The sequence below is a fragment of the Streptomyces sp. NPDC057474 genome (assembly GCF_042802555.1).
In the GTDB taxonomy this organism is placed as follows: Bacteria; Actinomycetota; Actinomycetes; order Streptomycetales; family Streptomycetaceae; genus Streptomyces.
This window is the reverse complement of record NZ_JBHVDX010000031.1, coordinates 13,327-35,237: the sequence shown is the minus strand read 5'-3', so window position 1 is coordinate 35,237 and position 21,911 is coordinate 13,327. Positions and strand designations below refer to the sequence as shown.

At 69.5% G+C, this 21,911-nt stretch carries 19 protein-coding genes; 1 reads left to right on the top strand and 18 read right to left on the bottom strand.

Features of this window, described 5'->3' with window-relative positions:
- Positions 1-203: 203 nt before the first annotated feature.
- Positions 204-2,699: a hypothetical protein gene (locus ACFU53_RS12000; RefSeq protein ID WP_383989559.1), complete on the top strand. Its 2,496-nt coding sequence runs from the start codon at positions 204-206 to the stop codon at positions 2,697-2,699.
- Positions 2,700-2,806: 107 nt separating this feature from the next.
- On the opposite strand, the gene ACFU53_RS11995 is transcribed toward ACFU53_RS12000, so the two are convergent.
- The 18 genes from ACFU53_RS11995 to ACFU53_RS11910 form a co-directional block, all read right to left on the bottom strand.
- Positions 2,807-3,523: a hypothetical protein gene (locus tag ACFU53_RS11995; RefSeq protein WP_383989556.1), complete on the bottom strand. Its 717-nt coding sequence runs from the start codon at positions 3,521-3,523 to the stop codon at positions 2,807-2,809.
- A 1,587-nt stretch (positions 3,524-5,110) separates the two neighbouring features.
- Positions 5,111-6,157, bottom strand: a complete 1,047-nt coding sequence (locus ACFU53_RS11990) for a carbohydrate kinase family protein (RefSeq protein WP_383989553.1) — start codon at positions 6,155-6,157, stop codon at positions 5,111-5,113.
- A 1-nt stretch (position 6,158) separates the two neighbouring features.
- Complete coding sequence (metK, locus tag ACFU53_RS11985) at positions 6,159-7,382, bottom strand: methionine adenosyltransferase (RefSeq protein ID WP_383989550.1); 1,224 nt, start codon at positions 7,380-7,382, stop codon at positions 6,159-6,161.
- Positions 7,383-7,485: 103 nt separating this feature from the next.
- The gene (locus ACFU53_RS11980) at positions 7,486-8,706 is read right to left on the bottom strand and encodes a 3-deoxy-7-phosphoheptulonate synthase (protein WP_383989547.1); all 1,221 of its coding nucleotides are present in this window, start codon (positions 8,704-8,706) and stop codon (positions 7,486-7,488) included.
- Entirely contained in the window at positions 8,703-9,194 is a 492-nt protein-coding gene (locus ACFU53_RS11975; RefSeq protein WP_383989544.1) for a PhzA/PhzB family protein, read from the bottom strand. Before ACFU53_RS11975 ends, ACFU53_RS11980 begins: the two co-directional genes overlap by 4 nt.
- Positions 9,195-9,264: 70 nt before the next feature.
- Positions 9,265-10,818 (bottom strand): methyltransferase, encoded by a 1,554-nt coding sequence (locus ACFU53_RS11970; protein WP_383989541.1) that lies wholly within the window; start codon positions 10,816-10,818, stop codon positions 9,265-9,267.
- A 35-nt stretch (positions 10,819-10,853) separates the two neighbouring features.
- Positions 10,854-12,239, bottom strand: a complete 1,386-nt coding sequence (locus ACFU53_RS11965) for an aldehyde dehydrogenase family protein (protein WP_383989538.1) — start codon at positions 12,237-12,239, stop codon at positions 10,854-10,856.
- Positions 12,239-13,339, bottom strand: coding sequence for a phenazine antibiotic biosynthesis protein (locus ACFU53_RS11960; protein ID WP_383989629.1), 1,101 nt, complete (start codon positions 13,337-13,339; stop codon positions 12,239-12,241). The genes ACFU53_RS11965 and ACFU53_RS11960 overlap by 1 nt, the downstream gene beginning before the upstream one ends.
- 24 nt (positions 13,340-13,363) lie before the next feature.
- Complete coding sequence (locus tag ACFU53_RS11955; RefSeq protein ID WP_383989535.1) at positions 13,364-14,392, bottom strand: 3-oxoacyl-[acyl-carrier-protein] synthase III C-terminal domain-containing protein; 1,029 nt, start codon at positions 14,390-14,392, stop codon at positions 13,364-13,366.
- Positions 14,389-14,661, bottom strand: a complete 273-nt coding sequence (locus ACFU53_RS11950; RefSeq protein WP_383989532.1) for an acyl carrier protein — start codon at positions 14,659-14,661, stop codon at positions 14,389-14,391. Before ACFU53_RS11950 ends, ACFU53_RS11955 begins: the two co-directional genes overlap by 4 nt.
- On the bottom strand, positions 14,658-16,238 hold the full coding sequence (locus ACFU53_RS11945) for an amino acid adenylation domain-containing protein (RefSeq protein WP_383989529.1): 1,581 nt from the start codon (positions 16,236-16,238) through the stop codon (positions 14,658-14,660). Before ACFU53_RS11945 ends, ACFU53_RS11950 begins: the two co-directional genes overlap by 4 nt.
- 26 nt (positions 16,239-16,264) lie before the next feature.
- Positions 16,265-16,855 carry a flavodoxin family protein gene (locus tag ACFU53_RS11940; RefSeq protein WP_383989526.1) on the bottom strand — a complete coding sequence of 197 codons (591 nt, stop codon included), beginning with the start codon at positions 16,853-16,855 and terminating at the stop codon, positions 16,265-16,267.
- 19 nt (positions 16,856-16,874) lie between these two features.
- Entirely contained in the window at positions 16,875-17,396 is a 522-nt protein-coding gene (locus ACFU53_RS11935; protein ID WP_383989523.1) for a flavin reductase family protein, read from the bottom strand.
- Positions 17,397-17,444: 48 nt separating this feature from the next.
- Positions 17,445-18,098, bottom strand: a complete 654-nt coding sequence (gene phzG / locus ACFU53_RS11930) for a phenazine biosynthesis FMN-dependent oxidase PhzG (RefSeq protein WP_383989520.1) — start codon at positions 18,096-18,098, stop codon at positions 17,445-17,447.
- A gap of 8 nt (positions 18,099-18,106) precedes the next feature.
- A complete protein-coding gene (locus ACFU53_RS11925) occupies positions 18,107-18,943 on the bottom strand; it encodes a PhzF family phenazine biosynthesis protein (RefSeq protein WP_383989517.1) in 837 nt (278 codons plus the stop codon).
- A 74-nt stretch (positions 18,944-19,017) separates the two neighbouring features.
- Positions 19,018-19,350 carry a hypothetical protein gene (locus ACFU53_RS11920; RefSeq protein ID WP_383989514.1) on the bottom strand — a complete coding sequence of 111 codons (333 nt, stop codon included), beginning with the start codon at positions 19,348-19,350 and terminating at the stop codon, positions 19,018-19,020.
- Positions 19,347-21,239 (bottom strand): anthranilate synthase family protein, encoded by a 1,893-nt coding sequence (locus ACFU53_RS11915; protein ID WP_383989511.1) that lies wholly within the window; start codon positions 21,237-21,239, stop codon positions 19,347-19,349. The genes ACFU53_RS11920 and ACFU53_RS11915 overlap by 4 nt, the downstream gene beginning before the upstream one ends.
- Complete coding sequence (locus ACFU53_RS11910; protein WP_383989508.1) at positions 21,236-21,859, bottom strand: isochorismatase family protein; 624 nt, start codon at positions 21,857-21,859, stop codon at positions 21,236-21,238. The genes ACFU53_RS11915 and ACFU53_RS11910 overlap by 4 nt, the downstream gene beginning before the upstream one ends.
- Positions 21,860-21,911: the final 52 nt, after the last annotated feature.

Genomic DNA, 21,911 nt, shown 5'->3' with positions numbered 1-21,911 from the left:
CGGGCCGCCCGCTTCGCGGATCGGCCGGCGGACGGGGCCCGCGTCCCTGCCGGGCAGAGTGGATGCGATCGGTGATCTCCATTGCTCAGCGCCGACACGGGCCTGCGGGGGCATGGGAGCGTGCCTTCTGATGACGTTTCGTGAGCAGCCTGCGACGGACAGGAGCGAAATCCACGCCGGGAACGGCTCTGTACGGTGTTCGGGTGACTCACGAAGCGGAATCCGGTCTGGCCGCCTGCTCTCTTCTCTCCTGGGGCACGGAGCATGGCGAACGTCTTGATCCAGTGGCCGCGGACGCGGTCGTGCATCTGCTCGCGCTGAGCGGTGCCAAGGTACGCGACGGGCTGCCCGAGGCCACTCCCGACCTGGTACGGGTCGTGCTGCTCGAGGCGCTGCCGCAGTTCCTGTCCGTCACACCGGGCGAGGAGGACGCGGCGCTCGCGGTGCTGCGTGTGCTGGCAGATCGCACCAGAGCGGACGGGCGGCTCAACACCAAGCGGCACGTGCGGCTGCGCGAGGCCATCGACAAGTGCGCCGACGAGCACCTGCGGGTGATGTGCGACCCACGCGAGTTGACGCTCCCTCGCTTCTGGGGCGGCCTGCTGCGGGCGCGCGGTGTCGACGTACGGGATGCGAAGGCGGTGCGCGGAGAGTTGGAGGAACTGGCGCGGTTGCCGTACGCGGAGCGTGCCGGGCTGTTGTCCCTGCCGGAGGTGACAGACGCCGTGGAGCCGGACGCCGGCTCCGTTGGTGCGGGCCCGGCGGCTTGGGCGCTCGGCCCCTACCGGCGCGGACTGGCGATGGAGCGGCAGGCGGTGGCAGCGATCGCGCTGGGGCAGCGCCTCGCCCTGTGTCTGACCGAGTCGGACGAGGCGCCATGGGTGCTGGGACTGCTGGACTCCGAGCAACTGGCGCGTCTGATGGACGCCGATGGAGTGGAGGAGTGGACCGAGGCGGTCACGAAAGCCGGGTTGCGGGTAAGCCGCCGCTGGTCGTTCGGGCCGGCTGAACTGCCGACGGCGGCACTTCCCGCTCCAGGTCCGCGTCCTGACGACATGGCGCTGTTCAACGCGGTGGGCAAGGTGGTCGAGCAGTACGACATTCTGCGGGGAGACGAACCGTTCGCACCGCCGCACCCGCTGCCCGCGGACCGGGACGGCTTCATGTCCGCGCTGTGCGGCAGCGGGTTGCTCGCGCACGCCGCGCAGCTCGCCGCGTCCCCGCCCGCGGACGCCGACGCGGAGGGGGTCGACTTCGCGCTCACGACCGGTTTTCTCGTCCTGGATCCGGAGAGCAGGCCGCAGCCCGGGCCGTCCCTGGAAGCATGGTGTGAGCGGAACGCGGGCGAACTGGCGGCTCTCGCGGTGCGAGCCCTGGTGGAGCTGTGCGCGCGGCTGGGCACGGATCCGGATCTCGGGGACGACTTCGAGGGCGAGACCCTGGGCGATCTGGTGTCACTCCACTGCGCGGCGGGTGAGACCCGGTCGGTGGCGCGGGAGGCGGCTGTGGCGGCCGACTGGGTGGTATCGCCCGAGGCGGCGCTCGCCGCGCCGGTGCGCGGACCCGAGGACTCCACGGAGTCGGAGGAGCCCGGGCGCACAGCGGAGGCGTACCGCCTGCCGCCGCTGCCGGAGCTCGAACGGCTGCTGCAGCTGGGCCCGTTGGACGAACAGGACGCCGCCGAGCTGGCGCCGGTGGCTCGGCGGCTGGTCGGCCGCCTGGATCTGCTGGCCGCGGCCGGTGTGGTGTGGCGGCGCGGCGACGCGTACGGGCTGACCCCGCTGGCCGCCGCGGTGCTTCGCGAGGCGCTGCTGCTGGCGTACGGCGGCGGCTGGCCACCGCGTACCGGAGATTCGGCGCGGGAGACAGCCGGTTCCCCCGCGGGTGACAGCGAGGGGCAGGAGGAGGGGCATGGACAGGAGCGACGGTGGACTCCGTCGAGCGTGGCGGAGCGCTTCCCCACCGTGGAGGCGATGATCGCGATGGATGCCGAACGGCTGGTCCCCGCCGCGCGGCAGTGGGACGATCCGGCCGCCCATCGGCTGCTGCGCCAGTGGGTTGCGGGTGGCGAGGGGCCCGGGGCGCGCTGGCCGAGGCTGCTGGCGGCGTTGGCGGTCCCCGCGCCGTCCACGGATCTGCGTGGTCACCGCCGGCTGGTGGCGCTGACCCTGCCGGACGCCCCGCCCGGGCTGCTCGCCGGGTACGTCGGTGACCCGGTGCTGGGCGCCTGGGCCGCCGAGGTGCTGCGGGCGGCGGGGGAGGCGGTCGAGGAAGAGGCCGTGCCCCTCTCGTCCCGGCTGCTGTGGCAGCTGGACCGGCTGCATGCCCTCGCAATCCCCGCCTGGCGCGCGTCCTTCGCCCTCGGCGAGATCCTGGAGGGCGCGGAGGCACCGTCGGCAGGAGCGGACGGCGGCCATCTCGTCCCCGAACTCGGCGCTCTGCACGAGGGGTTCGAGCAGATGGCCAGAGGCTGGCCGGGCGGTGCACCCGCGCTGGCGTTGGATCTCGCCCGTGCCGACCCTGCCACCGCATCGCATGCCCTTCAGCTGCTGTCGAACCATCCGGACGAGGAGATCGCCCGACCCGCTGCGCTGGCGTACGAGGAGTGCGAGAAGACGTACCCGGCACAGGTACGCCCAGCGCAGTCGGCCGTGCGGCGTAAAGGCGGCGGTCGTAAGAAGGGCAAAAAGCGTCGCTGAACCAGATCACCGGTCGCGTCCGCAGTGTTGCCGCAGAGTCAGAGCAACTTCTGTTCGGGCATGAGTCGTACGTCCGCAGTACGTCCCGAGTTGTCCTACCTGATGGCTCAGGCTCGACGCCTATTTGGGGCGCTGCTTCGGAGGTTGTCCAGGTACGCGCTTCGCCGCTGTTCGAGGCTGGTGTTCCATGCCTCGACCCGGGCGGCTTCTTCCTGGTTGCGCTCCTCGTGCAGGGCACGAGCCTCTTCCATCCTCTCGGCGCGCTTCTTCTCGTCGCGTGCATGGTCCCGCAGTGCTCTGTCGAACCGCTCGCGGGCGCCTTCGACCTCCGCGTCGTAGGCGCGCCGTCCGAAACCGAGAGCACCGAGCAGCCCGCGCGGTGCCTCCGGCTCGTACTCCGTCCAGCGCGGGACGGGTGCGGCTTTGGTACGTCCCTCGGGTGGCACGAACAAGGAGGGAACGAACTCCTGCTTCAGCCGATCGAACGTTAGCGGTTGTCCCTCCAGTACGGCTGTCCGTAAGAGTTTGGAGAGTTGCTCGGCATCGTTCTCGGCAACGCTGGTCTTGTCGACGGCTTCCTGGGCGCGGACCGCTTCGTGGGCGAGCTTCTCCTCGCGAGCCTTCCGCTTGGCCGCGGCCTCGGCGGCCTTTCGGGTCCGCTCCCGTTCTCTGGCCTGCCGCGCGAGCTCCCGTGCGTGAGGATCGTTCCCGCCCGCCACCGTTTTCCCCCACCTCAGTGCATGATCGTCAGTCGGAAGCTTCTGCAGTATCTCCCACCCGACCGACAGCGTCAGCAGGTACTTGCCGAAGGCATTCCTTGCCATGAACTGCCCTGCCTGGTCCGCGGGTTAACCTGCGCGGTCTACTCCAGACAGGGAGGGCAGTCGTTCTGGACAGACCGACAGCTGTGGCCCCTTGGTTCCCTTGCGGCATCCACATGACGCGATGCGAATTTTGACCCAGAAAAGCGGAACGGCTTGCTGCGCCGGGCTTCTTCTAGCCGCCCTGGCTACAAACATGCAGGCGAGAACAGGTGCGTCTGTTGCGGGAACTCCCGCTCACACACCTTCGTCCCGCGCATGTCCCGCACGGAGGGATTCCACGGGATCGGATAATTGGGATTTTAATCGGTTCGGAGCTGCAAAGCCCCAGGTCAGGGCGTCCAGGTGTCGGGCGCGCACAGCCAAGTTGACCGTTGCGGTTTTGGCATGCATAAGAAAGGCGCTGATCTACATCTCTGCAGTTCAGCGCCTTAATCCGGAGTGCCCCCGGCAGGATTCGAACCTGCGCACACGGCTCCGGAGGCCGTTGGATTCCCGTGTGTTTGCCCAGGTCAGCGGCCTGCCTGACGGGCTGTCAGGGCCGCCGTCCCGCAAATGGCCCACGGGAAAGAAATGTCCCGTTTGATCTATTTACCTCGATTGTCTCGCCGTGCTGGTCGCTGTGCGCTGGGTGTTGGAGATCACGAATCCCTTGTCAGGGTAGAGGGTGTATTCTGCCCCATTCAATCGAACGGGGAGATGGTCGGGAGCGCGCGGGCAGCCGAGTGCGCCGGGTGTGCGCCTGGCCCGGGAAGGCGTCTTCTGTACGACACCTTGCTCTGGCGCACGGCGGCTGGCGGGCATGCGTCATGGCCGCCGTAGATGGCCGGTAGGCGCCCGAGCTGGTGCACAGGCGCAGGGTTTTGACCGAGGCGAGCCGAAGGCGAAAGGGGGGCCGCCGTCCATCCTGAGCCGCGGGATCCACGCCGCGGCTCTCCCCTTGATGGTGGGAGTGGCGCCGATCGGAGGGCAGGATCAGCGCCGGACTGTCCGGCTGGCAGTTGCGCAACCGGAAGGCGAAAACCAACTCGGGCGGGCCGCGTATCGAGGTAGACGTGCAGACCGGGCTTGAACCGATGGTGACCTGGAACGTCGGCAGGAGGACGCTGCCGTACATCGTCGTGAAGGCAGACGGCTATCTCATGAAGTTGTGAGCTGAAATGCTGCCTTTCGTCGCGGCGGGCAGGGCGTGGCGGTGGTTCTCCAATGATGCGGACGATCGCCGGTTTGGCCAACCGGCGATCCCACGCTATGTTGCGCCATTCAAAGAGCTCTACGTAGTAAAGCTCCCCAAGTCGTCGAGAAGCTCACTGAACAATCGCCTGCTCTCACCGCGAAGAGCACGACCGCTGCCGCCCAGGGCTGAACCACCTCGCCTTCCACACCGAAGGCACCACCACGGTCGAGAAGCTGCGGCCGATGCCGCCCAGCGTGGCTGGCACCCGGTATTCCCCCGAGTGGCATCCCTACGCCGGCGGCGGACAGCACAGCGCCGCCTACCTGGAGAATGATGACGGCTTCGAAGTGGAACTCGCCGTGATCAACTCATCTGAACGAAGGTGAGACCAACTGATCCACAGCTCTTGACGATTACTCTCCAAGGCCCGTCCTGGCGGTCTTCGCACCACGGATGCATGGATCGTGGTCAGAGGCGGTCAGCTCGCGGGGCAGATGGCCGCCGAAGTCGGCAGCCGCATCGGGGCCGTAGGCCGAGCCGCACTGCGACAGCAACTCGTCGCCGCTCAGCCGGTGCTCCTGTGGTCCGACAGCGCGCAGGACGTTCGCGGCCACGGCACAGCCGAGCTGGGCCGCGCGAGTCGGAGTGAGTCCCCACGCGATGGCCGCGAGGAAACCGGCGCGGAACCCGTCGCCGACGCCGGTGGGATCCACCGGTTCGGCGACGGGCACCGCCGCGATCTCGATGGGCGGCTCACCCCGCCGTTGAACCAGGCAGCCCTTGTCACCCAGGGTTGTGACCCAGGTGCCCACTCTGGCGAGTACGTCGACCGGCGTCCACCCTGTCTTGCGCAGCAGCAGAGCGCTCTCGTACTCGTTCGTGAAGAGGAGGTCGGCGCCGGCGACCAGGTCCTGGATCTTCTCGCCTCGGAGCCGTGCGAGCTGCTGGGACGGATCGGCTGCGAAGGGCAGTCCCGCCGTGCGGCAGTCCTGCGTGTGCCGCAGCATCGCCTCGGGGGCGTTCGCACCGATCAGCACGAGGTCCAGGCCGCCGACGCGTTCTGCAACAGTGCCGAGGCTGATCGTCGCCGCCTCGCTCATCGCACCGGCGTAGAAGGAGGCGATCTGGTTACCGTCGCCGTCCGTGGTGCACAGGAAGCGTGCGGTGTGCCGGGTTCGCGACACATGGACCGACCGAGTGTCCACCCCGTGCCGATGGAGCCAGGCACCGTACGCCTCGAAATCGCGGCCCACGGCCCCGACGAGCACGGGACGCAGACTCAGGCATCCGAGACCGAACGCGATGTTCGCGGCGACGCCCCCGCGGCGCACCTGCAGATCGTCCACGAGGAAGGAAAGTGACACGTGATCGAGTTCGTCCGGCAGGAGCTGGTCGGAGAACCGGCCGGGGAAGTGCATTAGATGGTCGGTCGCTATGGAGCCGGTGACCGCTATGCGCACCTCACACCCCCGCCGCCTTGCGCAGTGCGTCCACGCGGTCGGTGCGCTCCCAGGTGAACTCGGGCAGCTCCCGGCCGAAGTGACCGTACGCGGCGGTCTGGGCGTAGATCGGGCGGAGCAGGTCGAGGTCGCGGATTATGGCGGCCGGGCGCAGGTCGAAGACCTCGTCGATCGCCTTCTCGATCCTGTCGGTGCTGACCTGGGCCGTGCCGAAGGTCTCGACGAACAAACCCACCGGCTCCGCCTTGCCGATGGCGTACGCCACCTGCACCTCGCAGCGGGAGGCCAGGCCCGCGGCCACCACGTTCTTGGCGACCCAGCGCATCGCGTACGCCGCCGAACGGTCCACCTTGGACGGGTCCTTGCCGGAGAACGCGCCGCCACCGTGGCGGGCCATGCCGCCGTAGGTGTCGATGATGATCTTCCGGCCGGTCAGGCCGGCGTCGCCCATCGGACCGCCGATCTCGAAACGGCCGGTGGGGTTGACCAGCAGGCGGTAGTTCTCGGTGTCCAGCTTGATGCCCTCGTCCAGGAGCGCCTTCAGCTCCGGCTCGACCACGAACTCCCGGATGTCGGGGGCGAGGAGGGACTCCAGGTCGATGTCGGAGGCGTGCTGGGAGGAGACGATGACGGTGTCCAGGCGGACTGCCGTGTCGCCGTCGTACTCGATGGTGACCTGGGTCTTGCCGTCGGGGCGCAGGTAGGGGATCGTGCCGTTCTTGCGCACGCTGGACAGACGCTTGGACAGGCGGTGCGCCAGGAAGATCGGCAGCGGCATCAGCGTCGGCGTCTCGTCCGTCGCGTAACCGAACATCAGCCCCTGGTCGCCCGCGCCCTGTAGGGCCAGCTCGTCAGCCACTCCACCTCCGGCGGCACCCTCGACCCGCGACTCGTACGCCGCGTCCACGCCCTGCGCGATGTCCGGCGACTGCGCACCGATCGACACCGAGACGCCGCAGGAGGCGCCGTCGAAGCCCTTCTTGGAGGAGTCGTAGCCGATCTCGAGGATCCTGTCGCGGACCAGCTGTGCGATCGGCACGTACGCCGTCGTCGAGACCTCGCCGGCCACGTGCACCAGACCGGTCGTGATCAGGGTCTCGACGGCGACCCGGGACGTCGGGTCCTCGCGCAGAAGCGCGTCGAGAATGGCGTCGCTGATCTGGTCAGCGATCTTGTCGGGGTGACCCTCGGTCACGGACTCCGAGGTGAACAGACGACGGGACACGGGAGACTCCATCGGGTCGGGGTGAAATGCGGGAACTCCGGGGCTGCCTCGGCGAGTCCGCCTCGGCCCGTCGACGTCCCGAGTCGAGCGTCGACGGGCCCGGTCAGTGGGCAGCGGCACTGACAGGGAGGGGCGCGGCCCAGGAGGAGAGCAGGGATAGGGCCTGCGAGGCAGTGAGCCGGGGGTCGCACAGACTGGTGTGGCGCCGTCCTACGAGACCCAGTTCCGACTCGTCGGCCACGCATTCCGTGACGTCGTGCGGGGTGGTCTCCAGATGGAGCCCGCCGGCCACGCCGCCCGCCGCGGCCACGGCCTCTCGGAAGCCCCGCACCTCCTGCGCCATGACCTCCACGAGGCGGGTCTTCTTCCCACTGGGGCTGCGCACGGTGTTGCCGTGCATCGGATCGCAAAGCCAGATCACCGGATGCCCCTCGGAGCGCACCTTGCCGACCAGGGCCGGCAGGCGGTCGGCCACGAGGGGGGCGCTCATGCGGGCGATCAGCGTGAGCCGGCCCGGTTCCCGCTCGGGGTCGAGACGTGAGCACAGAGCGAGGATCTCGGCCGTGCTCATCGACGGCCCGACCTTGCAGGCGACCGGGTTGACGACATCCGCCAGCAGCTGGACGTGGGCGCCGTCCACCTGGCGCGTGCGTTCGCCGATCCACGGCCAGTGGGTGGAGCCGAGCCAGCTGCGGCTGTCCTCCATACGGCGGATCAGGGGTTCCTCGTAGTCGAGCAGCAACGCCTCGTGACTGGTCCACACCACGCCGCCGGCCCCGAGGAAGGGCCGGAGACCCTCCCGGTGTACGTCGAGGTGTTTCATCGCCTCGTGAGCCGCCGCATACGACGTCAGGATGCGCAGGGGGTCGGCGCGCCGGCTCTCCGGGTCCGGGTCGGGGCTGTTGACCATGTGTCCCCGATACACGGGCAGGGTGAGACCGTCGACCTTCTCGGTGGGGTTCGAGCGGGGCTTGGCGAACTGGCCCGCTATACGCCCCACGCGCAGCGCCGGAACGCGGCTGACTGTCTCCATGGCGGTCGCGAGCAGATCGAGCAGTGCCACCTTGCGCCGGATGTGCTCCCCGGTGCACTCTGCGGGATCCTCCGCGCAGTCGCCGGCCTGTAAGACACGCAGCTGACCCGCGGCGACGCGGGCGAGGAGCGCGCGGAGGGTGAGGACATCTTCCGCGCGGACCAGGGCAGGCCGGGCGGCGAGCATGTTCCGCACCTGGACGACCTCCTCGGGGTCGCTCCACTCGGGCTGCTGGCGTGCCTCGGCCCTGCCGTGAGTCAAGGGACGGGGTGCGGAGCGGAGAGCAGTCACGTCGGTATTCCTTCGCGCTTGATCTCCGGTACGGCGATCCCCAGTGCCCGGAACTGCTGGCAGGGATTCATGAACTCGCGCTGCCGCTTGATCTTTCCGTTCTCGAAAAGGAACGAGTGGATGAAGTGGTTCCGGTAGTGGCCTTCCGGATACCCGGGGAAGACGATCTTTCCTTCGCCGTTGCACTCGACCCAGAACTGGTTGGGGTCCTGCGTGTCGAAGATCTCGACGTCGGTCCAGGCCCAGTCCGGGAAGCACTTGAGCGACCAGACGGCGTGTTCCCCCAGCCGGTCGCGGCTGCGGATGACGATCGGTTCACCGCTGTCCGTGGTCCACAGGCCGCCCACTCCGTCCTCGGTGAAGAGCAGATGCCGCTTCAGACGGTCCTGGCCACGGGTGTTCATGTACTGCTCGACGATGGCGCGGTTGTGGGCACGAAGCCCCGCCTCGTCGGTGGGGACCTCGGTGTACGTGGTGTCAGCGGACATGGACTTCAGACCTTTCACGAGGGAAAAACCGGGCAACAGAGATATAGGCACATGGCACTTGGTACGGGTCTCAACCGTGCGACAGAGTGGCTGCCCCGTCTGCGGCGGGTGGCTGGGGCAGCGCCCGCACATCGGGCGTGCCGTCGGAGCGGAGTTGCAGCGCGTCGACGACGACGATCGCGGGCAGCGCACGGCCGGGCAGCCGCTCGCCGAGCCAGTCGCGCAGCCGGGCGGCGAACCTGCCGGCCCGGTGGGTGGCGGCGGGGTTTTCGGTGAGCGGGGGCGCCGCGGCGGCGGCGGCCGTGTGCCGGTAGGTGCGCGCGAGCGCGGTGCGGATCGGCTGCGGCTGGGTGAAGACGGCCTCGAAGTGGCCGGGGTGGTCGGGACCGGGGACCAGGGCGAGGTGCAGGTGCGCGTCGACCGCAAGCTGCGTCAGTTTCTGCGGGTCCACGGCGGTGGGGTCGTGCCCGGTCAGCAGTTCCCTGGCCCGTACCGCGTCGCCCTCGGTGAGGGCTCGCCAGGCGCCTTCCTCGTTGGCGATACGGGCGTTGGGGATGCCGGTGATCCGCAGGGGCGGGCGGGTCCCGCCCAGGCGGTCGGCGAGTACGGACACGTCGCGGATGTCGGTGCCCCAGGCCAGGCTCGGGCAGTCGCCGACATCGGTGACCTGGGCGGGGGCCTTGTGCAGGACGACGTCGTAGCGGTGCCGTGACATCTCGTTGTGGTAGCGGCCCTGCTGGAGCTGGATGTCGACGGCGCCGACGGCGGGATCGAGGGCGGGCAGGCCGACGAAGTAGCCGGGGTGGACGAGGAGTTCCTCGTCGCGGTTGCGGCTCTTCTCCACGGCCACAGCCAGGGAGGCGGCATCGGTCCCGCTCCTCCGGTGCAGAGCGACGGCGGTGTGGAAGTACTCCAGGGTTCTCAGGTCGCGGACGTCCCCGATGAAGAACGCGCCGCCGGGGGCCAGCACGCCGAGGGCCCGCGTGATGACCCGGGTGAGGTAATCACCGCTGGGAAAGCACTGGGTGACCGAGTTGATGACGATCGTGTCGAAGTACCCCGCCGGCAGTCCGTCCACGTCGTCGGCGGCCTGGGTGCGTAGGGTGACGCGGTCAGCGAGCTGCGGCTGCTCCTTGACGTTGCGGTGAAGCTCCTCGATCGCCGGGCCGGAGAAGTCGGTGCCCCAGTAGGTCTCGCAGTCGGCCGCGAGCCGGGAGAGGAGCAGTCCGCTGCCCACGCCGATCTCCAGGACGCGGCGCGGGCGGAGCTCCCGGATGCGGTCCACGGTCGCGGAGCGCCACTGGCGCATGTGGTCGCGGTCGATCGGACGGCCGTCGTAACTGCTGTCCCAGCCGGAGAAGTCCTCACCGAACGGCTCGGACGGAGAGGCGGTGTAGACCCGCTCGTAAATCTGCTGCCACTCCTCGATCCGGTCCGTCTCCCGTCCCTGCCCGCCGCCCGAGGCGGGCACGACGTACGCGACCAGGCGGGGGTGGTCGGGGCCGTAAGGGGCATCGGGTCGTCCGGGCGGGGGCCAGGCGGTGACGGCGGCCTGGGCGACCCCCTCGTGCTGGGTGAGCGTGTGCTCCATCTCGCTCGGCGAGATTTGGTTCGTCGCGGGCATCTCTCTCGCTTTCCAGGGGCGTCGGAACCCCGAGGTCAGTCGCGGATCACGGACTTGCTGCGCATGAGGAACTCCCCGAGATATCCGTCATGGGGAAGCCTGGATTCCATGAAGTGCGTGCGGTGGTCTCCCACGTAGACGTTGGCGATGGTGGGCTCCGCGAGCAGTCGGTCGATCAGCGATGCGTCGCGTGTGATCGCCGTGAGAACAAGGCTGCCGCGCAGCGGGGCAACGCCGGCCCGGGGAGTCCAGGGGGCGACCCAGACGCAGGGGAAGGGCAGTTCGACTTCCGCCTGTGGAGCGTCGGGCCCTTCGAGCTGGTGGACGGCGGGTCGCAACGCTGCACTGCCGTCGCCCAGGTCCTCGACGATGCCGTCGGAGCCGAGCCAGGGCCGCGTGCCCCGCGCGGTGCGGAGCAGGAACGCCTCGATCGCCTGTGCTGCCGAGGCTGGCTGCACAGGCAGCACGGCCTTGTCATCCTCGGGCGGCAGCCCGGTAAGCCCGCCGAGCCGCTCGGCCAGCGCGGCGCACAGCGGCGCGGGATCGCCTTCGACGAAGACCGCGGTGGTGTTCACGCACCCCGTGCCGCCGTGCCCGGCCACGGAGTCGACGATCGTGTCCAGATGCGCACGCCAGTCCACGTCGGCGGTCACCAGGATCTTCGAGCGGCCGGGGCCCTGGGGCAGCACCGCCGGATCACCGGCGAACCTGCGCACGACATCGTCTCCGCCGTACACCAGGCTCAGGTCGGCGCCCCGCACCAGGCTGTCCGCCTGGTCGCGGTCCGTCGGCAGCAGGGTGACCTGGTCGTGGCCGAAGCCTGCGGTGTGCAGCGCGGTGACCAACCGGTGGGGGGTGAACGGATCGCGGCGGGAAGGCCGCACCGCGACGCGGTAGCCGAGGGCGAGTGCCTGCGGCCAGAGGCTGTGCGTGCCAGGGTGGTTGCCGGCCGCGTGGACGGAGAAGACCTCACCCCGGCGCGCCCATACGGCACTTCCGGTGCGCGTGAGAGGGTCGCGCCAGTCGTGGACAGCGCCGATGGGCCGTGCCTGCTGGACGCTCTCGTGCACCTGGGACAGCCGCTCCGCCGTGGTCCGCAACGCCCTGCGGACCACGGTGATCGGTACGCCGCCGACCCGGCTGACCATGTGTGCGTACGCCTCGGCCGACAGGCCGGAGACCGTGGCCGTCGCGAAGAGCCGGGCTGCGCGGATGATCGTGCCGATCCGCTCGTCTGCGGGCGGCGGATCCGCACGGCGCAGCGCCTTCATCGTGTGGCTCACGAACAGCGAGGGGACCAGGCTCAGTTCGGCGGTGCTCCGGCCCGCGACATCCGTGACAGCCATCCGGCGATGGGCTCGGTACGGGCCGCCGGCGCCGAGCGCGTCAAGCCGGATCGGCTCGGTGGACGGGGAGGCCATCAGTACACCCCCTCGACGACGGCCTCGTCCTCGAAGGTGGGAACCGGGGCGATGTCCGCGACTGAGTCGCCCACGCCGCCGTCCGGCGGGGCGATCCGGGTCGCCAGGTCGCGTTCCAGGTTGTTCGGCAGCAGAAACGACTTGCTGACATGGTTGACGACGACCTGGCCGCGCTCGCCGTACGCCACCTCGTCCAGGGTCTGCGGGTCCACGACCGAGAACGTCACATGGGGGCTGAGGGCGTCGAAGACACAAGGGTCCTCGTCCCGGAGCCCGGGGCGCTCGCCCGCCATGCCGAGCATCATGGTGCTGCCGTAGTTCCCGGTCAGCACCGTCTCCGGGAAGATCTCGGTGCGATACAGCCGCCGGGAGTCGGGGTCAAGCTGGGTACCGCCCCACCGGATGGCACGCACCTTCTCGTTCACCAGCTCCACGAGGTCGTCCCGCTGGGCCAGCCGCTCCAGCAGCGGCGGCGTGATGGTGAGCACGCCGATGTCCTGGGAGCGCAGGATTTCCGCGGCCTGGTCGATGAGGTGTTCGGCGTACGCGTCGGCGTCAGGGCCGCGCCCCTGCGCGATGAGGCGCTTCACCCAGCGCGGATCCAGGTCGATGGTGAATCCGTGGCGTCCGTAGGTGGCGGCCGAGCGGCGGAAGTACTCGCCGACGATGTGCGGGCCGGTGGGCACGAGGCCCAGCCAGTCGGCGTCCTTGGGGAATCCGTGCACCTCCAGACCGGCGTTGCTTGCGGCGAGCATGCGGTCCAGCCAGTCGCGCAGCAGCACGACCCGTTTCGGTGCCCCGGTGGTTCCCCCGCTCTCAAAGACCCCGACTACACCGGGGTCGGGTCCGTACCCTCGTGGGATCAGGTCCTGGGCGCGGACGTCCCTGAGTTCCGCGGCGACGTTCGGGAACAGCCGGAGGTCCGCGTGGCTCTTGACGTCCCGCCGGGGATCGAAGTCCAGCGTCCTGGCCCGCTCCAGCCAGAAGGGCGAGCCGGTGTCCGGGCTGAAGTGCCATTCCATCGTCGCCCTGACGAACGCATCGGGATCGATGCGTTCGCTGGGCGGGGCGGTGAGAACACCGGCGGCGTCCGGCGTCATGGTCATTCCCCTCCTGATCTCCTGTCAGATGGCGATGAGCGTGGCGCCCCAGCGGCAGGCCGAGATGCCGCAGAGGACGACCACGTCGCCGGATGTCACTTCGTCCCGTTCCAGTTGCAGGGCCAGCGAGAGCAGCTGGTCGGCGGCGCCCATGTGCCCGTGGTCGGGTGCGAGGGCCGCGTTGGTGCGTTCCAGGGGCACGCCCAGCGGCTCCGCGACCGCGGAGATGCTGGCGGCGCTGTCGTTGAGGTAGATGAGGTGGTCGATGTCGTCGCGGCCGAGGCCGGCCCTCGCGCAGGCCCGATCAATCACCTCGACCAGCCGCGCGTACCGGTTCTCGAGATACCGGTGCAGCTTGTCCGGGTCATTGGCGAACTGCTTGCGTATCTGCTCGTGGCCGCCCGGCGCGTTCACGCTGGACCAGCCCGGTGGTGGCAGCGGGCTGACCGCGCCGCCGAAGTCGATGCGCAGGACGTCGCAGTGCTCGGGATCGGTGAACTGCTCGGTCGCCAGCCACCGGTTGGCCGGGTGGTCCCGGCGCACAACGACAGCCACCGCGGCGTCGCTCAGCACCGTGTTCACGAGGTTCATCCGGTTGCGGTGGAACTCGCTGATCCGGTTCACCGCCACGAACAGTGCGGTGTCGGCCTCCGGCTGGAGTGCCAGCGTCGACGCCACGTAGTGCAGGCCGTGCACGCCCGCCCCGCATCCCTCGGTGAGCACCAGGGTCTGCGTCCGGGCGATCTTCAGTTCGCGGGCGAGGGCGGCCGCGCCGTCCCAGGCCAGGTACTCCGGAACGTCCGGGCCGGCGAGGACGACCAGATCGACCGTGTCGGCGGTGACACCGGCCCGGTCCAGCGCCTGCCGTGCCGCGGCGGCGGCCAGGTCGGTGGCCTGCACCCCCTCCGGGGCCCGATGGAAGGACCGATAGCCCCAGTTCAGTACGCGTTCGGTGTTGGTGACGAACTCGCCGACGACGGCCGCCACGTCCTGGTCCTCACCGAACGCGTAGCCGAAACCGGCGATGCCCATGTTCACGGCCGGGCGGGTCATCGCCCCTCCTGCCCGGGCCGGAAGACCCGTGACGCCAGCTCCGTCGATGCGGAGGCGAGATCCTTCTCGAACAGAACCATCAGGTCGAATTCGGCGCCGAACTGCTCCTTGGCCTCCCGGCTGAGCCGGACCGCGAGAATGGAGTGCCCGCCCAGGTCGATGAAGTTGTCCTCCGGTTTTACGTCCGGCTCGTCCAGGAGCTCGGACACCCATTGGAGCGTCAGCTTCTGGACCTCCGCGATCTGGTCCGTGGTCGGATGCTCACTCATCGGGCATGCCCTCTTTCCTCTTCCCAGAGCCGGGCGACCTCGGCCCGGTCGACCTTTCCGTTGGTGGTGCGCGGCAGCCGGGGAATCGCTGTGTAAGCGGCGGGCTGCATGTAGTTCGGCAGCAGTTCTTTGATGTGGCTGCGCAGGGCCCGGGCATCGGGTGCGGTCTGCCCGGCGGCAGTGACGAAGGCGCACACCAGCCGGTCGTCCCCGGGCGCGAACGGGCGCACCCACACCACCGCGCCGGCCACCAGGGGGTGGGACTGCACGGCCGCCTCGATGTCGCTCAGTTCGATGCGGTACCCGCGCAGCTTCACCTGCAGGTCTGCGCGCCCGAGCGACACCAGGTCACCCGTGGGGCTCAGGCTCACCAGGTCACCGGACCGGTAGTAGCGGACCGGCGGGCCGCCGGCAGGAGCGGGCCCCTCGACAAACCGTTCGGCGGTCAGCCCGGGCAGGTTCAGATAGCCCTTGCTGACCTGCGGACCGGACAGCCATAGTTCGCCCTGTTCGCCCGGTTCGGCATCGCGGCCTTCCGGTGTGACGACCCGGAAGCCGAACCCGGACAGTGGACGGCCGACGACGGACCTGTCCCCGTCGAGGTCTTCCTGCGTCACCTCGTGGAAGGTGGAGTGCACCGTCGTCTCGGTGATCCCGTACATGTTGACCAGCGTCGGCCGGGCGACGCCATACCGTTTCGCCCAGGACCTGAGCGTGGCCGGCAGGAGTTTCTCACCGGCGAAGACGACATAGCGCAGCTGCGGCAGGGCCGCTCCCTGCCCGCAAGCCACGGCGGCGAGTTCGCTGAACGCGGTGGGGGTCTGGCTGAGGATCGTGATGCCGTGGTCCGCGATGAAGCGCAGGCACTTCTCCGGCGACCGGGCTGTCCAGTGCGGCATGACCACCAGCCGGGCACCGGTGGACAGCGCGCCCCACGTCTCCCACACCGAGACGTCGAACGCGATGGAGTGGAAGAGCAGCCAGCGGTCGCTCGCCGAGAACGAGAACTTCTCACTCGCGCCCGAGAGCAGCGCCAGCACCGCACCGTGGTGAATGGGCACACCCTTGGGCCGGCCGGTCGTGCCCGACGTGTAGATGACGTACGCCTCGTCGTCCCGCCGGGGCAGCGACGGCCCGGGCAGGCCGGAAGGCGTGGGCGGCTGCGGCTCGCCGAGCTGAGCGGTGACCTGTTCCCCGCTGATGACAGGAAAACCGCCGCCGACACACCCGTCGGGGTCGCCGACGAACGCGGTCACCGCGGCGTCCCGGACGATGAACTCGTTGCGTGCGCGCGGATTGCGAATGTCCAGCGGGACGTAGGCCGCACCGGTCCGGAGGATGCCCACCACGGACGCGATGGCTCCGGCCCCAGGCGGCATCCGCAGGGCGACGCGGTCGCCGCGCCGCACGCCGCGGGAGTACAGGAGGGCGCCGATCGCCTGCGACCACGCATCGAGTTGCCGGTAGGTGAACGAGCCGTCCTCCGCGGTGAGCGCGATCTCGTCGGCATGCTGCGTGACGGCGGCCTCGAACGCCTCGACGAGACTTCCCCTTCCTCCCCCCGGAGGTTGGTCCATTTCCCTCTGCATTTCTCCCTCCCTGCTCATTGCTCGGCGCATTTGATGGCGTGTGCGAATTTCACGAAACGTTCCGCCTGTACCTGGGCCGCTTTTCTCGTGGCGTCATCGACCGGGTAAGTGCGCGCCTGCGTGCAGTGGGCCGTTCCGTAGGGATTGCCGTCCGCGAACTTCTCCGGGCGGGTATAGCCGGGCGCCACCACCACGCCACCGAAGTGATGGAAGGATGTGATCAAAGCGAGCAAGGTGGACTCCTGGCCGCCGTGCTTGCTGCTCGTGGCTGTGAACGCGCTGTACACCTTGTCGGCCAGCAGTCCTTTGCGCCAGGCATCACCGAGCGAGTCGAGGAAATGCTTCAGCTGCGCCGATATGTTTCCGAACCGCGTCGGAGATCCCATGGCGATCGCATCGGCCCACAGCAGATCGTCCACCGTCGCACAGGGAATTTCTGCCGCTGCAGAATCCGCGGGCTCCGGAAGTCCCGGGAATTCCTGCACTCTGCGCAGCCGGACCTCCGCACCCGACTTCTCGGCGGCTTCTGCGATTTCCCGGGCGATCTCGGCCACGGTTCCCGTGACCGAGTGGTACACGACCGATACACGCACTGACGTATTCATGGCAAGACTCCTGGGAGGGCTACCAGCCGGTGAGGTGAAGGGCGTTCGTGGGCCGGTCACCCGGGATGGGGTCGAGTGCCGGGCGGACGAAGGAACGGTCGTAGTAGACGAGCGGGGTGCGGTCGCTGACGTAGGTCTTCATCACCCGGCCGATGAGAATGTCGTGGTCGCCGGCGCCGACGACGGAGTACAGGGAACAGGCGACCCGCACGCTGGCGCCGGGCAGGCCGGGCAGGCCCAGCTCGCACCGTTCCATGTCTCCGGCCGCGAACCGGTCGACGCCGGACGCGGCGAAGCGGTGGGCGACACCGCCTTGGTCGTGCGCCAGCACATTGACCAGGAAGCGTTGTGCACCGGTGAAGGCCGCGCAGGTACTGGCCCCCTTGTCCAGACAGACCAGGACGAGGGGCGGCCGCAGCGAGACGGAGCTGAAGGACGTGGCGGTGAAACCCGAGCGCCTCCCCGTGGGGTCTACGGTGGTGACCACCGTCACCGGGCCGGGCACCCGGGACAGTGTGCGGGCGAAGACGGCGCGTTCCATGGTCTACTCACTCCCGGTTCGTCGGATTCGGCTCCGGTGCAACGGTGGTCACGGCTGCAGTCGGGTCGGCTGCCACGCGTCGGCCTTGCGCCGGTAGTGCAGCCTGCGGTGCAGCCGGTCGGGGACGGCAGACCAGAACTCGACCTCGGCGGGGGAGAGCAGGTAGCCGGCGAAGCGGTCGGGGCGGGGCAGGGGGGATTCCGGCTCTGCGAGGCGGCGTGACTCGGCGCGCAGCGCGGCCACGTCGTGCAGCGGCTCGCTCTGCCGGGAGGCGGTCGACATGGGGTGCAGCGGCGTTGGCCGAGCGGCCCACAGCGCGTCCGACTCCGCGGGGGCGAGCTCCGTCACCGGTCCCGCGAGGGTCATCTGCTGGCCGGTCTCGCGCCAGTAGAAGAGCGCGGACGCCCAGGGGTTGGCTGCCAACTCCCTGCCCTTGCGGCTACTGCGGTGGGTGGTGAACACCAGACCGCGGTCACTGAGCTCGACAAAGGTGATGATGCGGTTGGAGGGGCGGCCCTCCGGGCTCGTCGTGGCCAGTGCCAGGGAGCGCGGCTCGCGGACACCGCCGTCGACAGCCTTGGCCATCCAGCGCTGTACCAGGCCCATGGGCTCGGGCGGTGGTGACTCGTACTCGGGGAAGTCGAGGTCAGTGTCCGCGGTCAGCGACTCGAACCTGGCACTGTTCGCGTGGGTCTGGGTCATGGTGCTTCCTAGGCTCGGAGGGTGCCCTGGGCGGCGACGACGCCGTGACCGGCGACGTGCACCGCTTCCACGTGGTCGTCCGTGCCGTCTGCGGTGGCGATCATGATCGAGGGCCGGCCCATCTCGACGCCCTGCAGGATCTCGATGTCCTCGCCGTACTTGGCGTGTCCGTGCCGAGCGAGGTGGATGGCCAGCGGTCCGGCCGCCGACCCCGTGGCCGCGTCCTCCACCACGCCGTAGGCCGGGGAGAACATGCGGGTGCGCCAGCGGGTACCTTCCCCCGCGAAACAGTTCGCGGCCATGTCAGGAAACCGGGACAGTGCCCGGTGGTCGGGGCGGAGGGCGGACAGCGCGCCCACGCTCTCCAGGCCGACGAAGACATGGCGGGGTCCGTTGCGGTAGATCTCCACCGGTGCCGTGGCGGACGTGACGCCGAGGGCGTCCAGGAGTTCCCCGGCGTATTCGTACGGCTCCCAGGAGGGCACGGGCTGACGCATCCGCACGGCCACCGCACCGTCGCTCTCCCGCTGAAGTTCGCAGGGGATGACCCCCATGGCCGTCTCGATCGACAGCTGGTCCCGGTCCCGCTCCAGGCCGAGCGCGACCGCGGTGCCCAGCATGGGGTGCCCGGCGAAGGGCAGTTCGTTGACCGGGGTGAAGATCCGTATCCGAGCGTCGCCGGCCCGCTCGGGCGGCAGCACGAAGGTGCACTCGGAGAGGTTCATCTCCCGGGCGATGCGCTGCATCGTCCCGGCGGTCAGGTCGGCACTGTCGAAGAAGACGGCCACGGGGTTGCCTTCGAGCGGCTTGCGCGCGAAGGCGTCCACGACCATGTAGTCATGCATGGAAGCAGCTCCCGACGGATAGGCGGTGGGCAAGGAGGCGGCGTGCGAAGGGCGTCGGCGGTGCCGGAGCCGGGCTAGGGCAGGAAGGCCGGCCCGAGGCCGTGCAGGGCGGGCAGCGCGTGGGCCCCTTCCACCGTCGCCTCGACCTCGAATCGTTCGCGGTGCGTCGGAGGTCGGCCGATCAGCTCGGCCGCCCGGTTGGGCGGAAGCCCCCGGGCGGGGCGGTCCGTCTCCCAGAGCATCACCGCGCCCCAGCGGTTGTTCCGGTGATCCGCCATCCACAGCTTGATCAGCAGACCGGGCACCTCGCTCCAGGGCCCGACCGCCTCGTGACGGAGGTGCTCGCGCAGGGACTCGACGGTCTGGCCCGTCCCGTCCAGGTCCCACCAGGCGATGTCCACCCTCATCGGCCGAGCACCCCCCGCAGGGCGTCGGCGATGATGCGCGGGCCGTCCGCGGTGAGCACCGACTCGGCGTGGAACTGCATGGAGGCGAAGCGCTCTCCGCGCAGCGCGTGCACCTCGTGGGTCTCCCGGTCGCGGCTCACCTGCACCGGCCCGATCCCGTCGATGTCCAGCTTGTCCTCGGCCGTGTGCGCGGCGTACGTGTTGTAGAAGCCGACCCTTTCCCTGCTGCCGAACAGGTCGATCTCCCGCTGCACCCCCTGGTTGGGGATGTCCCTGCGGACCAGGTCGAGTCCGAGGCGCAGGCTGAGCATTTGGTGGCTCAGGCACACGGCGAGGAAGGGGCGCTGCTCCGCCAGGAGCGTGTCCACCGCCGAGCGCAGACGGCCGATCCTGGGACTGTCCACGGCGCGCGGATCACCGGGGCCGGGCCCCAGGACGACGATGTCGGTGTCGTCGAAGGCGTACGGCTCGTCGAAGCGCCGCGTCGTCACCGACAGCCCGAGGGCCGCGAGTTGCTGGGCCATCATCGCGGTGAAGGTGTCCTCGGCGTCTACCACCAGAACCCGGAGGCCAGCCAGGTCAGGGATTGCCGGCCCCTGGCTGGCGCGGTCCCGCAGCCAGAAGCCGGCGATCCCGGCGTTGCGTCGGCTCAGGGCCTCGCGCACGTGCGGGTGCTTCGCGAACCGGGCGGGTGCCTGCGACGTCCACGCGGCGAGCAGACCGGACGCCTTGGCGTGCGTCTCGGCGACCTCCGCAGCAGGGTCCGAGTGACGTACGAGCGTCGCTCCTACTCCGATGCGCATCCGGCCGTCCGCGTCAATGTCAGCGGTACGGATGAGGATCGCGGAATCCAGTGTCCGTTCCCCGTCGGTGTCGCGGCCGACCAGGGCGGCGACGCCCGAGTAGTAGCCGCGTCCCGCCGGTTCGTGCCGCCGGATGACGCGCGCCGCGTTCTCGATCGGGCTCCCGGTGACGGTCGGGGCGAACATCGTCTCGTACAGGATCTCGCGTACGTCCCGCTCGGTGCGGCCCTCGATGAAGTACTCGGTGTGCGCCAGCCGGGCCATCTCCTTCAGGTAGGGGCCGACCACACGCCCGCCGCTGTCGCAGATCCGCGCCATCATCTTGAGTTCTTCATCGAGAACCATGTAGAGCTCGTCGGTCTCCTTGCGGTCGGCGAGGAACTCCGTGATGCCTTCCAGGGTCGGGCCTGTTGCGGGGTAGCGGTAGGTGCCGCTGATCGGGTTCATCACGGCGGTGCCGTCACGGAGGGATATGTGCCGTTCGGGAGTGGCGCCCACCAGGGTCCGGCCCTCCATGCAGATGACGAAGGTCCAGTACGCGCCCTGCTCGCGGCTCAGCAGTCGGCAGAACAGGGACAGCGCGGTGCGCGGTGAGTAGTCGTCGAGCTCGGCCAGGAAGGAACGGCGGATCACGAAGTTCGATCCGGCCCCGGTCCCGATCTCGTCCCTCAGGACGCGCCGTACGGTGTCGGCGTACTCCTCGTCCGGCACGTCGAAGCGATCCCCGGTCATGCGGATCGGCACGTCGGGAATGCGCGTCAGGAGCTCGGCAGATGTGGTGACAGCCTGCTCGCTGATCGTCATGGCCAGCAGCGGGGCGCCGTCGTCGTGCGCGGCGAAGCCCCGTTCGGTGATCTGCCGATAGGGGATGACAACGAGGGTCTCGTGCTGTGGGTGGCCGGCCGACGGCGTCGGCTCGGGCAGGGTGACGTCGGCGAGGGAGGCGGGCACGGTGACGTCTCCGGCCAGGATTTCGATCGTGCCGGCGGTCCCCGTGCCCGCCCTGTGCAGCAGGGCGAAAGAGGGGGTTTCCCGGGCGAGGACGCGGTCGAGCAGATCGCGGCCGGGCGCCTTCGGACCGCTCATGCGAACACCTCCTCGGCGAGGTGGACTGAGCCGCAGCGCTGTGCCACATAGTTCAGTGCGAGCCGGTGGTCGTCGGCGGAGAAGTCGCCCACGGCGTCCGCCACGAGAAAGGGCTGGATGTCGTTCGTGAACGCGTCGAGCGCGGTGGCCAGCAGCCCTACATGGGCGTAGACGCCGCACAGGATGATCTGGTCGCGGTCCGTCTCCCGCATCCACCGCAGGAGGTCCGAGCGGAAAAAGGCGCTGTAGCGCCACTTGGTGAACACTCTGTCCTCCGCAGTGGGGGCGAGGTCGGCTACCACGTCGCGGTCGGCGGGAGCGGAGCGCATTCCGGCCCCCCAGAAGTCCTTGAGCAGGCCCCGCTGTTCCTCGGTCATCCTGCCCGGCTGCGCGGTGAACGCTGTCGGTACGGCCAGGGCGGCGCACCGCTTGCGCAACCGGGCGGCGTTGGCGACGAGTTCGCCGCGCAGCGGTTCGGGAAAAGCCTTCAGGAAGTAGTGCTGCATGTCGTGGACGAGCAGCACCGCCCGCATCGGGTCTGGGGTCCACCGCACGTGGTTCGCGGGCAGGCGGGACCGGGTGGGCAGGGCATAGGGTTCGATGGGGGGAATGCCTGGCATCGATGCCTCTTTCGTCGGGTGGCGGAACCGACGTGCGGGACGTCTTTCAAGG